Origin of the sequence: Shigella sp. FC1967, from assembly GCF_001743005.1 — a bacterium.
Taxonomy (GTDB): Bacteria; Pseudomonadota; Gammaproteobacteria; order Enterobacterales; family Enterobacteriaceae; genus Proteus.
Genome location: NZ_MIIZ01001087.1, coordinates 1 through 14,592, shown reverse-complemented (window position 1 = coordinate 14,592; position 14,592 = coordinate 1). Strand labels below are relative to the sequence as shown.

Sequence of the window (14,592 nt, the reverse complement as noted above, 5' to 3'; positions counted from 1 at the left end):
ATTGTTATACAATAATAGTCAAGTATAACAATTGAAACAAATCACCAAATAAACTGTGCTGTCCATCACGATATACTATTGATAATCCTTTCTATTTAGCTTTGTTATCTCGTATTTAGTTAAAATACCGTTACCAAAACAAGCATAATTAACCCTTTAATCTACTTTTTATAAAAATAAGGCGACTAATAAGATAAAAATAGATATGGGAGTGTATCGCCAAAAGAGAATTCTTTTTTGATAGAATTAAATTCTATCATACTCGATGGATTTACTTTTCTTGAAGAAAGGTGCGCTACAAACAGTAAACATTTATTGTCCGTAGCGCTTAGATCATAAGGGAATAAGTAGCGTGCTCTTAATAGCCACGCTCTAAGATTGGTTTTAAAAATCTTGCAGTATGTGATCCTTCAAACTCTGCAACTTGCTCTGGTGTGCCAGAGACTAAAATTTGTCCACCACCACTTCCGCCTTCAGGACCAAGATCCACTATCCAGTCTGCTGTTTTGATCACATCAAGATTATGCTCAATAACAACGATGGTGTTACCCTGATCGCGTAACTGATGAAGCACTTCAAGCAACAACTCAATATCAGCAAAATGAAGCCCTGTTGTCGGCTCATCAAGAATATAGAGAGTCTGTCCCGTCCCCCGTTTTGATAACTCTTTTGCTAACTTAACTCGCTGTGCTTCACCGCCCGATAACGTGGTCGCTGATTGCCCTAAGCGAATATAAGAAAGGCCAACATCAATCAATGTTTGTAGTTTACGAGCCAATGCAGGGACTGCATCAAAAAACGCTCTCGCCTCTTCAATGGTCATCTCTAACGCTTCGTGAATATTTTTTCCTTTGTATTTAACTTCAAGAGTTTCACGGTTATAACGCTGACCTTTACATTGATCACAGGGGACATACACATCAGGTAAGAAATGCATTTCAACTTTTAAAACGCCATCACCTTGGCAAGCCTCACAACGCCCCCCTTTTACGTTGAAACTGAACCGACCCGGTGTATAACCACGAGTACGAGACTCAGGAACCCCCGCAAAGAGCTCACGAATAGGAGTAAAGACACCGGTATAAGTTGCAGGGTTTGAACGAGGAGTACGGCCAATTGGGCTTTGGTTAATATCAATAACTTTATCGAAATATTCTAACCCTTCAACATCTAAATAAGGTGCAGGAACACTATTTGTAGCCCCATTTAATTGACGTTGTGCAATAGGGAATAACGTATCGTTGATCAGCGTTGATTTACCTGATCCTGAAACACCCGTAATACAGGTAAATAAACCTACGGGTAATTTTAGATTTACATTTTTTAAGTTATTGCCTTTCGCGCCCAGAATGGTCAGCATTTTTTCGCGATCAACAGGCACTCGTTGTTCTGGAATTGCGATACGACGTTCACCACTTAAGAATTTCCCCGTTAATGAATTCGGGTTATTAATAATATCATCAAGTGTCCCTTGAGCGACAATTTCACCACCATGAACACCCGCACCAGGACCAATATCAATAATATGATCAGCAGCACGGATGGCGTCTTCATCATGCTCAACAACGATCACCGTGTTACCCAAATTACGTAAGTGGATCAACGTTTCAAGTAGGCGATCGTTATCTCGTTGATGTAACCCAATTGAAGGTTCATCCAATACATACATAACGCCAACTAATCCCGCTCCAATCTGACTCGCTAAACGAATACGTTGTGCTTCACCACCAGATAACGTTTCTGCTGAGCGAGAAAGTGTGAGGTAATTTAATCCCACATTGACCAAGAATTTTAATCGGTCACCAATCTCTTTTAAGACTTTTTCTGCAATCTTTGCACGCTGACCGCTCAATTTTAGATTTTGGAAAAAGGTCATTGCATGACCAATACTGTAATCTGCTATTTCAGGTAATGTCGTATTTTCAACATACACATGACGCGCTTCTCGGCGTAACCTTGTACCACCACAAGAAGCGCAAGGGCGGTTACTAATATATTTAGAAAGCTCTTCGCGTACCGCACTAGATTCAGTCTCGCGGTAACGGCGTTCCATATTATTTAATACACCTTCAAAAGGATGATGACGAACAACAACATCACCACGATCGTTTGTATATTTAAATTCAATATTCTCTTTGCCAGACCCCGTTAAAATGACTTTTTGAATATTATCTGGTAACGAATCAAAAGGGGCTTCAACATCAAAATGATAGTGTTCACCCAATGAGCGAAGCATTTGGAAATAGTAGAAGTTACGGCGATCCCATCCTTTAATTGCACCACCAGCAAGTGAGATTTCTCTATTTTGGATCACTAACTCAGGATCAAAAAATTGCTGAACACCTAAACCATCACAAGTTGGACAAGCGCCAGCAGGGTTATTAAAGGAGAATAAACGCGGTTCTAGCTCGCTCATACTATAACCACAAACTGGGCAAGCAAAATTTGCAGAGAAAACAATATCATCTGCATTACTATCATCCATATCAGAGATAACGGCAGTACCACCAGAAAGCTCTAATGCGGTTTCAAAAGATTCTGCTAAACGTTGAGCTAGATCGTCACGAACTTTAAAGCGGTCAATCACGACTTCAATAGTGTGTTTTTTCTGTAATTCTAATGTCGGCGGATCAGAGAGATCGCACACTTCACCGTCAATACGTGCACGAATATAACCTTGGGCAGCAAGATTATTCAGTAGCTTGATATGCTCGCCTTTACGCTCTTTCACCACAGGCGCTAACAACATTAAACGTTGGCCTTCTGGTCGCTCTAGTACATTATCAACCATTTGGCTAACTGTTTGAGCAGCCAATGGAATATCGTGATCAGGACAACGAGGCTCACCAACACGCGCAAATAAGAGGCGCAGATAGTCGTGGATCTCTGTAATCGTTCCCACTGTCGAACGCGGATTATGTGACGTCGATTTCTGCTCAATTGAAATAGCGGGAGATAAACCTTCAATATGATCAACATCAGGCTTTTCCATCAATGAAAGAAACTGACGAGCATAGGCAGAAAGTGATTCAACATAACGTCGTTGCCCTTCTGCATAAAGCGTATCAAAAGCTAATGAGGATTTACCTGAGCCAGAAAGTCCCGTAATAACAATAAGTTTATCGCGAGGAATGACCAAATTGATATTTTTTAGATTATGGGTGCGAGCGCCCCGTACTTCGATTTTATCCATGAACATATCCCGGATTGAGAGAGTCGCCGAAAAAGAAATAATCGGATAATTATGACACAAAGTTAACTGAATGGATATACAGTATATATAGTGAAATTGAATGATGATGTAAACCTGTCATTTTGAGACAAAAAAAATGTCGACAATGTTCACAAATGAGAAATTCATTACTCGTCATATTCAAATTTTAGCGTACGTGATAAACTTATTCGCTTATGATTTCAAAAAATTTACTTTCGCAGGAGTACCTCACATGGCGAGCAGAGGCGTAAACAAAGTTATTCTTATCGGTAATTTAGGGCAGGATCCAGAAATCCGTTATATGCCAAGTGGCGGTGCAGTTGCTAACCTAACACTGGCAACTTCAGAAAGCTGGCGCGATAAACAAACCGGTGAAATGAAAGAAAAAACCGAGTGGCACCGTGTGGTAATTTTCGGCAAGTTAGCGGAAATTGCAGGCGAATATCTGCGTAAAGGTTCACAAGTGTATATCGAAGGTCAATTACAAACACGTAAATGGCAAGACCAAAGCGGTCAAGACAGATATAGCACTGAAGTTGTTGTTAACATTGGCGGCACAATGCAGATGTTAGGTGGCCGTGGTGGTCAAGATAGCGCGCCTTCACAAGGTGGTCAAGGCGGTTGGGGGCAACCACAACAGCCACAAGCATCACAACAATTTAGCGGTGGTGCACCATCTCGTCCAGCACAACAACCTGCAGCAGCACCCGCACCAAGTAATGAACCACCAATGGATTTTGATGACGATATTCCGTTCTAAGATAGCTTATCTTAAGAATATCAAAAAATTAACCCAGCTTAGGCTGGGTTTTTGTTGCTCATCATCATTACATACCACCATTAACATCCTCCCCGCCCTCAATGAACTGAAGAACGGGGTTTTACGGCGCATCGGATAAAGCTATTTTCTCTATGTAAACCCACTTATTTTACATAGGAAAAACTAACAACAGATCTTTTTAAAAAGAGCATAATTCCACAGTTATTTTTATAAAACCCCACTTTACACAAAGGTTTACTCTTGAAAAATATGATAAGATCTGTGTTATTAACAACGTCTGAGAGCATCTTATCCCCATGAATGAAGAGAAATTGCTCGCTCAGGCAGAAAAGATCTGCCAGAAACGAGGTGTTCGCCTGACTTCACAACGTCTGGCAGTATTACGTCTGATAATGCAGCAACCATCTGCTATCAGCGCATACGACTTATTGGATTTATTACGCCAAGTTGAGCCACAAGCAAAACCCCCCACGGTCTATCGCGGGTTAGAGTTTTTACTTGAGCAAGGATTTATCCATAAAATAGAATCCACCAACAGTTATGTACTTTGTCATCATTTTGATGATGTCGAACATACGTCAGTCATGCTAATTTGTGACCGCTGTTTATCTGTCACTGAAAAAAATAGCCATAAAATCGAAGATGCGATTTCATCGCTGGCAAAAGAGAGTGGATTTCATTTACGACATAGCGTCATCGAAATTCATGGATTGTGTTCACAGTGCCACGAAGCACAAGAGTGTACCCATCCTGAAGGTTGTCATCATGACCATAGTATGGATGATAATCTTAAGCAGAAAAAAACCGGTGACTATAAGCCTCGCTGAGCCTATAAAATACAGAAAGCCAGCTAAATGCTGGCTAATACGTGTTCTACTTTTGCATTCTCATTAGCTAAAATATCCTTATCTTCATCTTGTTCACCAACAACGACAAAAAGTTCAGAGAAAGGTAACTTTTCATTTTCAGCAACATAACGTAGAAACAATCTTATCGCATCTGAAGGAGATAAGTTCATTTTTCAACATGTTGATAAGCTTCTTTTTTTAGCTCATCGTCTACTCTAGCTTCTATTGTTGTCATAAACACCTCTGTAATTAAAACTTATCATATTGTAATGACATTTGTCGTGCAGTGGTGTTTTTTTATACAAATTAAAATAATAAAAAATGCAGATGATTTTGTGTTTTTACAGATCATCTGCATCTTGTAAAAATAAGTTGTATTGACTTACTTTGGTACAAATTATAGCCATTCGCCGTTACGAATAACGCCAACGGCTAAACCTTCTACAGTAAAGTTTTGTTCGCGTAAGTCGACGATAATAGGTGAAAACTCTGGGTTTTCTGCATGAAGTTCAATTTTATTACCGCTTTTCTTAAAGCGTTTTACTGTCACTTCATCTTCAATGCGAGCCACAATAACTTGCCCGTTGTGAACATCTTGCGTTTTATGCACGGCAAGTAAATCACCATCCATAATACCGATATCTTTCATTGACATACCATTAACGCGCAATAAAAAATCGGCACTTGGTTTAAATAGCATTGGGTCAACTTGATAATGGCTTTCAATATGCTCTTGCGCTAAAAGCGGTTCACCCGCAGCAACTCGCCCAATTAATGGCAACCCTTCTGGCTCTTCTTCCATTAGCAAACGGATACCTCTGGATGCACCAGAGACAATTTCTATCACGCCTTTACGAGCAAGAGCTTTTAAGTGCTCTTCTGCCGCATTTGGTGAGCGAAACCCAAGTTGGGAAGCTATTTCAGCCCGTGTTGGTGGCATACCCGTTTGCGAAATGTGATCACGAACCAAATCGTAAACCTGCTGCTGCCTTGCAGTTAATGCTTTCATTCCGCCCCCTGTTTGTTTATACAGTCAAACTGTGAGTATATACAGGTATATGATGATTTGAAACCTTAAATGAATATAAAACACGCATCTTTGGATTATTTTTCGACAAAAATCGATTTTTTTAACTTTATGCGAAGAAATGCCCCCAAAGAATGGTTACCCAAGTAAATAATCCCAATATAATAGCAATCAACACGGCAGCAGAACCCATATCTTTTGCACGTCCGGATAATTCGTGGTATTCAGATCCAATTCGATCGACAACGGCTTCTATTGCACTATTTACCAGTTCCAAGATCACAACCAATACAACGGAACCAATGAGTAAAATGCGCTCTAGACCACTGACATCGATGAAAAATGAAAGGATAATTGCAACCAAGGTCACAATCGCTTCTTGTCTAAAAGCGGCTTCATTAATCCAAGCGGCACGAATGCCTTTATATGAATAGCCACCAGCTTTGATGATTCGGGTAAGACCTTTATTTTGATTAGCCATAATAAACTCTATCGAAAACAAACGATTATTTTGCCACTTTTCTCTATTAATATTGTCACAGCACCACAGATCTACGAAAGACTTTCTGTTATGCTTTCGAAGTATTGCTAATAAGAGGCTACAACTATTTATGTCAGCTTGGCGTAAACTATATTATAACACATTGAATTTACCACTAAAATTACTGGTAAAAAGTAAACGAGTTCCGACTGATCCTATCACTGAATTAGGGTTAGATACGTCGCGATCTTTCCTTTATGTTCTGCCTTATCATTCAAAGGCTGACTTACTGACATTAAGACAGCAGTGTCTCTCTTTAGGATTGCCTGATCCGCTGCAACCTATTGAGATCGGAGGAACTAAACTTCCTGCGTATGTCTTTATTGATGACGGCCCAAGAGTATTCCGTTACTACTCCCCCGATCCTCGTAAAGATTCCGTGAAGACGTTCCATGCTTATCTTGATGCACATCGTAATAACCCACATCTTGATATTGAGATGTTGCCGGTTTCAGTGATGTTTGGACGCTCTCCAGGTCGTGAAGGTCATAATGGCGTTCCCCATTTACGCGTGCTTAATGGTATCCAGAAATTTATTGCTATCCTCTGGTTAGGTCGTGATAGTTTTGTTCGTTTTTCGCCCACAGTATCAATGCGTGAAATGGCGAACGAACACGGTACTGACACCAGTATAGCTCGAAAACTTGCCCGTGTTGCTCGTATCCACTTCTCACGCCAACGTTTAGCGGCTGTTGGCCCTAAATTGCCAGCACGCCAAGATCTCTTCAATAAATTGCTTTCTTCAAAAGCCATTGAAAAAGCGATTGAAGATGAATCAAAAGCGAAGAAAATCTCACTTGATAAAGCGCGTAAAAATGCCACAGATATCATGGAAGAAATTGCTGCTAATTTCTCATATGAAGCGGTGCGTATTAGTGATCGCGTATTAAGTTGGACATGGAATAAGCTCTACCAAGGTATCAACGTTTATAATGCCGAACGAGTACGTAAACTCGCGCAAGATGGGCATGAAATCGTTTATGTTCCTTGTCACCGTAGCCACATGGACTATTTACTACTTTCCTATGTGCTTTATCATCAAGGTTTAGTACCACCACATATCGCAGCAGGTATTAACCTCAATTTCTGGCCAGCAGGTCCTATTTTCCGCCGTTTAGGGGCTTTCTTTATCCGAAGAACCTTTAAAGGCAATAAGCTTTACTCCACTATTTTCCGCGAATATTTAGGTGAGTTATTTACACGTGGCTACTCCATTGAATATTTCGTTGAAGGTGGACGCTCTCGTACAGGTCGATTGTTAGATCCTAAAACAGGAACACTTTCAATGACAGTACAAGCCATGTTACGCGGTGAAACACGCCCTATCTCTGTTGTTCCAATTTACATTGGGTACGAACACGTTATGGAAGTGGCAACCTATGCCAAAGAGTTACGTGGCGCAACAAAAGAGAAAGAAGGCTTTATGCAGATGGTCAGAGGGTTACGTAAATTACGTAACCTGGGTCAAGGTTATGTGAACTTTGGTGAGCCGATTTCTGTTGTACAATATTTAAATCAGGCTGTACCACAATGGCGTGATGATATTGATCCCATTGAGCCACAACGCCCAAGTTGGTTAAATCCAACCGTAAGTACACTGGCTGATAACATTATGGTTCACATCAATAATGCAGCATCTATTAATGCGATCAACCTTGTCTCAACAGCCTTGTTAGCATCACGTCAGCGCGCACTAACAAGAGAGCAACTGTTAGAACAAGTTGATTGTTATCTGCAATTATTACGCAATGTGCCTTATTCGACAGAGATGATCGTGCCAGATAAAAATGCTAAAACTTTATTAGAGCACGCCCTACAATCAGATAAATTCCAAGTCGAAAAAGACAGTCTGGGTGATATTGTGGTACTTCCTCGTGAAAGTGCGGTATTAATGACTTATTACCGTAATAACACAATTCACTTAATGGTCACCCCGTCATTAATTGCAAGTATCGTCTTACATCATGAAAAAATTCATCGTGATGATTTAATGAAACAAGTTGAGCTAATCTTTCCTCTTATTAAGGCAGAACTATTTATTCGTTATGAGAAAGAAGAACTCCCTGAAGTCATTAATACTTTGATTGCAGAATTGTGCCGTCAGCGCCTTATTTGTTGTGATAGTGATGGCTTACTACGTATCAACCCAGCGCGTATCCGCCCATTACAGCTTTTAGCTGCCAGCGTCAGAGAAACACTACAACGCTATGGCATTACACTCTCTTTACTCAATTTTGCGCCTGAAATTAGCCGTGTACTATTGGAAAAAGAGAGCCGTATCTTGGCACAACGTCTTTCCGTCTTGCATGGTATCAACGCACCTGAATTCTTTGATAAAGCGGTATTCTCTACCTTAGTTTCAACACTACGTGAAGAAGGGTATCTCAATGATAATGACGATATCCTAAAAGCAGATGCATCAACCCTTTACCAAGTGATTGCAAAATTAATGTCTCCAGAAATTCGCTTAACCATTGAAAGCGTGGGGATCACTGAAGATAACAATTCAGTCCCCCCTGTTAACGAAAAGAGTGAGCCTAACGCTGACGAATAATCAGTAAATATCGCCATGACCGAAATAGAAAAGGGATAAGCTCATTGCTTATCCCTTTTTATTTCTACTTAATAATAGAGAATACTTTAGCGCTTACTTACCTTAAAAAATAACTAAATAAAATACCTGCAAATAAAACAAATCCAACATAGTTATTATTCATAAAAGCTTGAAAACACGGAGCTCTTTCCCGCTCTGCAATAAGCTTCTGTTGATAAATAAAACAGAGCGGTTACTAACAATATTGACCAGTAGTAGATACCTTTCAGATTCAGTAAAATACCGATACCCACTAATAATGCCAACATCACCAGTTGTAAAATACCAATAATAATTTTGTCATAACGACCGAATAAAATGGCGGTAGATTTAACCCCTATTTTTATATCATCATTACGATCAACCATTGCATATTGCGTATCGTAAACAACAGACCAGACAATATTGACAAGAAATAATAGCCAGCACACTAATGGCAAACTTTCAGAGACAGCTGCAAATCCCATCGGGATTGACCAACCAAAAGCCATACCTAAAATAAGCTGAGGTAAATTACTAAACCGTTTAACGAAGGGATAAAACCATGCGAGTGCAAGCCCTGCGACAGAGAGCCAAATAGTCATGGTATTCAGTGTTAGGACTAATGCAAAAGACAAGAGTACCAACACGAGAAATAAAATTTTACTCTCTTTTTCTGTCACCGCCCCACTAGGTAATGGTCGATTTTTAGTTCGTTCAACACTGCCATCAATTTTCCGGTCAGCAAAGTCGTTTATTACACACCCAGCGGCACGCATAGAGAACACGCCAATAGTAAAGACAATCAGAATATGCCAATCAGGAAAGCCTTTAGCAGCAATCCATAAAGCCCAATAAGTTGGCCAAAGTAATAATAGCGCTCCGATAGGTTTATCTATACGCATTAAACGGCTATATGCTTGCCATTTACTTTGCGTCATACTTCCCTCCAATTTTAGCTCCCCCTAATTACTTCTCATACACAGGTGATGCAGGCAGAAACATCTCGGTTAATAATAAAGGTTTATCTGAAAGCTGGAAACGAGAACGACGTAGCCAATTCCCATTTTGTTGCCCGATATGAATAAAATCGCGACGTAAGGTTGTTTCCTGAAACAGATAACGCCCAAGAGGAACGGTTCTTAGATTGACCAGTTTTCTATCTTCACCTGTCAATGTCTCTTCTGGTACTAACGTCCGCCCTAATAACCAAGGAATATCGTCACCACACAATACCACTTCTCTTAACCAATAACGCTGACTTTTAGGTAAACACGCACTTTCATCAGCGGGTTCAATAATGTCAATAAATCCTTCTTGATAAGGCATTACGGTAACTTTTTGGCAATGTTGTTCAAATCGCCGTGTCATTGAACCTAATTCCATTAACCAACTTAATGTACTTTCCTGAATACTTGCATGTTCCTCACTGGGTAGCCAATGGATAGGTGCAGGAGTAATTATTGATTTTTTGAACATTTATTCATCATCACGCTTTGATGATCCTAGCTTATGTGAGTCATGATGCATAAGGATATCATGATGTGACTAATGGAAGTTAAAAGCTGATAACATTTCGCATAAATAATCTAAAAAAGCGTTAAAAGAAAATTAGATTGAGTACTAACTAAACAAAAAACAAAGGAGGTTATAAGAACCTCCTTTTTACCTAACCAACTACTTATATTCAGTTTATTCGATTAACGCCATGCTTTATAACGATTGATTAGATTATTTGTTGAGCTATCATGGCTGTTAACACTTTCCTTACCTTTCAATTCAGGAAGAATACAGTTAGCTAGCTGTTTACCTAATTCAACCCCCCACTGGTCAAACGTGAAGATATTGAAAATAACACCTTGTACAAAGATCTTATGTTCATACATTGCAATCAAGGCACCTAATGAATAAGGCGTAATTTCTTTTAGCAGAATAGAGTTAGTTGGGCGATTACCTTCGAACACTTTGAAAGGTGCAACATACTCCATGGTTTTAGGATCTTTTCCTGCTGCGGCAAATTCCGCATCAACTTGCTCACGCGTTTTACCAAAAGCGAGCGCTTCTGTTTGAGCAAAGAAGTTAGACATCAGTTTTGCGTGATGATCTGACAGTGGGTTATGACTAATGGCAGGTGCAATAAAATCACAAGGGATGATTTTTGTCCCTTGGTGGATCAATTGGTAAAATGCATGTTGCCCGTTTGTACCTGGCTCCCCCCAAATGATAGGACCCGTTTGATAATTGACTTTGTTTCCATCACGATCAATATACTTACCATTAGATTCCATATTGCCTTGTTGGAAGTAAGCAGCAAAACGATGCATGTATTGGTCGTATGGCAGAATCGCTTCAGTTTCTGTGCCAAAAAAATTGTTATACCAAATGCCAATCAGCGCGAGGATCATTGGAATGTTATTTTCAGCTTCTGTTGTTCTAAAGTGGTTATCCATAGCATGAGCACCTTCCAGCAATTGCTCAAAGTTGTCATAACCAACAGATAATGCGATAGATAAGCCAATGGCTGACCATAATGAATAACGACCACCAACCCAATCCCAGAACTCAAACATATTGGCAGTATCAATGCCAAATTTTGCGACTTCGGTGCTGTTTGTGGATAACGCCACAAAGTGTTTAGCAACAAATGCACTCTCTTTCGCAGAGGCTAAGAACCAATCTCTTGCTGAATGCGCATTTGTCATGGTCTCTTGTGTGGTAAATGTTTTTGATGCGATAAGGAATAACGTCGTTTCAGGATCACATTGTTTCAGCGTTTCCGCGATATGCGTACCATCAACATTAGAAACAAAATGCATAGTAAGATGATTTTTATACGGGCGTAATGCTTCTGTCACCATATAAGGACCGAGATCAGAACCACCAATACCAATATTCACAACATCAGTAATCGCCTTGCCGGTATAACCTTTCCACTCACCACCAATAATTCGCTCACTGAATATCTTCATTTTATTCAGCACAGCATTCACTTCTGGCATGACATCTTTGCCATCGACGATGACGGGAGCATTGCTACGATTACGTAATGCAGTATGCAATACAGCACGATCTTCAGTACGGTTGATTTTTTCACCCGTAAACATGCTATTTATCGCACCTTCAACGTCACATTCCTTCGCCAAAGCCTGTAATTTTTCTAATGTTTCTTTCGTTATACGGTTTTTTGAAAAATCCACTAGAATTTGGTCTGAAAACGTTTTTTGAAAATTGCTCAAAGCGTGATGGTTCCTGAGCAAACAGTGTTTTCATCTCGGTGTTTTTGATCGCCGAAAAATGGTTTTCTAATGCCTTCCAAGCTAGGGTTTGGGTCGGGTTTATATTTTTCATTCACAATACTCTCTTAAGATTACAATCTAATATTCTCAAATTGTAGCCTGACATTTAATAGTTACAGTCAATTCTTTCTCATTTGATGATATTGGTCAAAACCATTCAACAAATCTAGTACTAATTACTTACATAGGTAAAACCGATAATGCGGAGCTGATTATTAATTAAATTGATTATTCTTCACTCTGCATTGACTCTCTACTTAATAACCGATATTCCTAAGTGTGTCCAACATCTCATTTTTGCCTAAAGGAATACGACAATGACTGATAATACTGCTACGCCTTCATCTGCATCATCGCCATACACTATTGCTAAATTTGGTGGCACCAGTGTTGCTAACTTTTCAGCAATGGAAAAATGCGCAGATATTATTCTTAAACAAAAGTCAGTTCGTGTCGTCGTTCTTTCGGCATCTGCAGGGATTACTAATTTATTAATTGAACTTGCAGCCGGTACGGAGCTTTCACAACGAGAAGCTTTGCTGTCACAAGTTCGTGATATTGAGTATGCGATTATTAACCAACTTTCTCAGCCAGATATTATTTCTCAAGAAATAAATCGCCTGCTTGAGAATATTGAAATGCTCTCTGAAGCAGCGTCACTTGCCACATCCGATGCATTGACAGACGAATTAGTCAGTCACGGTGAATTAATGTCAACCTTGTTATTTGTTGAATTATTGCGTGAAAAAGGCATACAGGCAGATTGGTTTGATGTCAGAAAAGTGATGAAAACGAATGATCTATTTTGTCATGCTGAACCCGATATGGCACAGCTTACCGAGCTCACACAAAGCCTGATCCAACCTCGTCTAGACGAAACCGTGATTGTCACTCAAGGTTTTATTGGTCAAGAGCCAAAAGGAAGAACCACCACGCTTGGACGTGGTGGTAGCGACTATACGGCGGCACTGATTGGCGAAGCACTCAAGATGTCTCGTGTGGATATTTGGACGGATGTACCCGGTATTTACAGCACGGATCCAAGAATAGTGCCCGAGGCACATCGTATTGATCAAATTGCCTTTGATGAAGCGGCTGAAATGGCAACTTTTGGCGCTAAAATTTTGCACCCTGCCACACTATTGCCGGCTGTACGTAGTGGTATTCCTGTTTTTGTTGGCTCAAGCAAGGCACCCGAAGAAGGGGGGACTTTAGTGTGTGCACAAACAGAAAACCCGCCTGTATTCCGTGCAATTGCACTGCGTAGAAAGCAAACATTACTCACATTACATAGCTTGAAAATGCTTCATGCGCGTGGCTTCTTGGCTGAAATTTTTACCATTTTATCGCGCCACCATATTTCGGTTGATGTGATAACCACATCTGAAGTCAGTATTGCTTTAACCCTTGATACAACGGGCACTACCAGCGCATCAGGGAGTTTATTAACTAATGCACTCTTAACAGAACTATCCGCATTATGCCGTGTTGAAGTAGAAGAAGATCTGGCATTAGTTGCCGTGATTGGTAATTCTCTTTCACAAGTGAATGGTTTAGGTATTAAAATTTTCGGTACATTAGAAGATTACAATATTCGTATGATTAGCCATGGTGCAAGTACCCATAATTTATGTTTATTAGTTGATGGCAAAGATGCGGATAATATTGTGCGTAAATTACATGATACGTTGTTTTAATAAGGTTATATTGGAGGAGAGAGATAATTTTTATCTCTCTCAAAATTCAACCTTTATTATCGAATAAGGTGTAAGTTTTAAAGCACTTCATTGAATAATAATTAGAATTAAAATCTAATTTTATTAATGGAGTAATAAAAATGAAAATCGGTGATAACCTTTGTAGCTTTATTAAAAACAATGCAGAAAAAATAACATCTTCTAATGCAAAGAATATTTTAAAAGAGATAAAAAATCAGCTTTCCTCGATCGAAAATTCAAATCATATTTATACAACAGTAGAGAAAAAACACAATCTCTATTTTTGAAAAAAAATTGAGCTAAAAAAAACCTTGTCCTCCAGATATAGAAATCATAATTTATTAGATCAAAAATGTATTGAATCATGATGAAAATAAAATAATCTTTGCAAAAAATAAAAGATATTTTATATAATAAAAAAAAATACAATACTCTATTTAAAATACACTTTGAAAAAAGAAAAAAGATAAAAAGAAATAAGTGAAAAAAAAGTGAAAAAAAAGTAAAAAAAAAGTAAAAAAAGAAATTCTTTTAAAAAACAAAGAAGAGCTATTTAATAAAATAAAAGGGCCCAATAAGAAATTAAAAGAAATCA

At 39.2% G+C, this 14,592-nt stretch carries 9 protein-coding genes and 3 pseudogenes; 5 read left to right on the top strand and 7 right to left on the bottom strand.

Annotated elements, in window-relative coordinates; genetic code table 11:
• Nucleotides 1–358 precede the first annotated feature (358 nt).
• Complete coding sequence (uvrA, locus tag BHE89_RS18690; protein ID WP_069368327.1) at nt 359–3,193, bottom strand: excinuclease ABC subunit UvrA; 2,835 nt, start codon at nt 3,191–3,193, stop codon at nt 359–361.
• A 253-nt stretch (nt 3,194–3,446) separates the two neighbouring features.
• Here uvrA and ssb1 point away from each other — a divergent pair, with 253 nt between their 5' ends.
• Both ssb1 and zur read left to right on the top strand, forming a co-directional pair.
• On the top strand, nt 3,447–3,974 hold the full coding sequence (ssb1, locus tag BHE89_RS18685; RefSeq protein ID WP_069368328.1) for a single-stranded DNA-binding protein SSB1: 528 nt from the start codon (nt 3,447–3,449) through the stop codon (nt 3,972–3,974).
• 317 nt (nt 3,975–4,291) lie between these two features.
• Nucleotides 4,292–4,822 (top strand): zinc uptake transcriptional repressor Zur, encoded by a 531-nt coding sequence (gene zur, locus BHE89_RS18680; protein WP_069368329.1) that lies wholly within the window; start codon nt 4,292–4,294, stop codon nt 4,820–4,822.
• Between the two features lie 23 nt (nt 4,823–4,845).
• Here zur and BHE89_RS18675 read toward each other — a convergent pair.
• The 3 genes and pseudogenes from BHE89_RS18675 to BHE89_RS18665 form a co-directional block, all read right to left on the bottom strand.
• Nucleotides 4,846–5,078 (bottom strand): annotated as a pseudogene (locus BHE89_RS18675) (type II toxin-antitoxin system RelB/DinJ family antitoxin).
• 162 nt (nt 5,079–5,240) lie between these two features.
• A complete protein-coding gene (lexA, locus tag BHE89_RS18670) occupies nt 5,241–5,852 on the bottom strand; it encodes a transcriptional repressor LexA (RefSeq protein ID WP_069368330.1) in 612 nt (203 codons plus the stop codon).
• A gap of 127 nt (nt 5,853–5,979) precedes the next feature.
• On the bottom strand, nt 5,980–6,351 hold the full coding sequence (locus BHE89_RS18665) for a diacylglycerol kinase (protein ID WP_006536373.1): 372 nt from the start codon (nt 6,349–6,351) through the stop codon (nt 5,980–5,982).
• 130 nt (nt 6,352–6,481) lie between these two features.
• Here BHE89_RS18665 and plsB point away from each other — a divergent pair, with 130 nt between their 5' ends.
• Nucleotides 6,482–8,965: a glycerol-3-phosphate 1-O-acyltransferase PlsB gene (plsB, locus tag BHE89_RS18660; protein WP_069368331.1), complete on the top strand. Its 2,484-nt coding sequence runs from the start codon at nt 6,482–6,484 to the stop codon at nt 8,963–8,965.
• 97 nt (nt 8,966–9,062) lie between these two features.
• Here the strand turns inward: plsB and ubiA are convergent.
• From ubiA to pgi, 3 genes and pseudogenes are all read right to left on the bottom strand, one after another.
• Nucleotides 9,063–9,924 (bottom strand): annotated as a pseudogene (ubiA, locus tag BHE89_RS18655) (4-hydroxybenzoate octaprenyltransferase).
• Nucleotides 9,925–9,952: 28 nt separating this feature from the next.
• Nucleotides 9,953–10,462 carry a chorismate lyase gene (gene ubiC / locus BHE89_RS18650; protein ID WP_069368333.1) on the bottom strand — a complete coding sequence of 170 codons (510 nt, stop codon included), beginning with the start codon at nt 10,460–10,462 and terminating at the stop codon, nt 9,953–9,955.
• A 221-nt stretch (nt 10,463–10,683) separates the two neighbouring features.
• Nucleotides 10,684–12,331 (bottom strand): annotated as a pseudogene (gene pgi, locus BHE89_RS18645) (glucose-6-phosphate isomerase).
• A 265-nt stretch (nt 12,332–12,596) separates the two neighbouring features.
• Here pgi and lysC point away from each other — a divergent pair.
• Entirely contained in the window at nt 12,597–13,976 is a 1,380-nt protein-coding gene (lysC, locus tag BHE89_RS18640; RefSeq protein WP_069368335.1) for a lysine-sensitive aspartokinase 3, read from the top strand.
• Between the two features lie 140 nt (nt 13,977–14,116).
• Nucleotides 14,117–14,284, top strand: coding sequence for a hypothetical protein (locus tag BHE89_RS23940; protein WP_171742538.1), 168 nt, complete (start codon nt 14,117–14,119; stop codon nt 14,282–14,284).
• The last annotated feature ends 308 nt before the right edge of the window (nt 14,285–14,592 follow it).

Bases quoted from the DNA above. Each gene is read 5' to 3' on its own strand.
- ssb1 (WP_069368328.1), top strand. From the start codon at position 3,447: ATGGCGAGCAGAGGCGTAAACAAAGTTATTCTTATCGGTAATTTAGGG.
- lysC (WP_069368335.1), top strand. From the start codon at position 12,597: ATGACTGATAATACTGCTACGCCTTCATCTGCATCATCGCCATACACT.
- lexA (WP_069368330.1), bottom strand. From the start codon at position 5,852: ATGAAAGCATTAACTGCAAGGCAGCAGCAGGTTTACGATTTGGTTCGT.
- BHE89_RS23940 (WP_171742538.1), top strand. From the start codon at position 14,117: ATGAAAATCGGTGATAACCTTTGTAGCTTTATTAAAAACAATGCAGAA.
- zur (WP_069368329.1), top strand. From the start codon at position 4,292: ATGAATGAAGAGAAATTGCTCGCTCAGGCAGAAAAGATCTGCCAGAAA.
- ubiC (WP_069368333.1), bottom strand. From the start codon at position 10,462: ATGTTCAAAAAATCAATAATTACTCCTGCACCTATCCATTGGCTACCC.
- uvrA (WP_069368327.1), bottom strand. From the start codon at position 3,193: ATGGATAAAATCGAAGTACGGGGCGCTCGCACCCATAATCTAAAAAAT.
- BHE89_RS18665 (WP_006536373.1), bottom strand. From the start codon at position 6,351: ATGGCTAATCAAAATAAAGGTCTTACCCGAATCATCAAAGCTGGTGGC.
- plsB (WP_069368331.1), top strand. From the start codon at position 6,482: ATGTCAGCTTGGCGTAAACTATATTATAACACATTGAATTTACCACTA.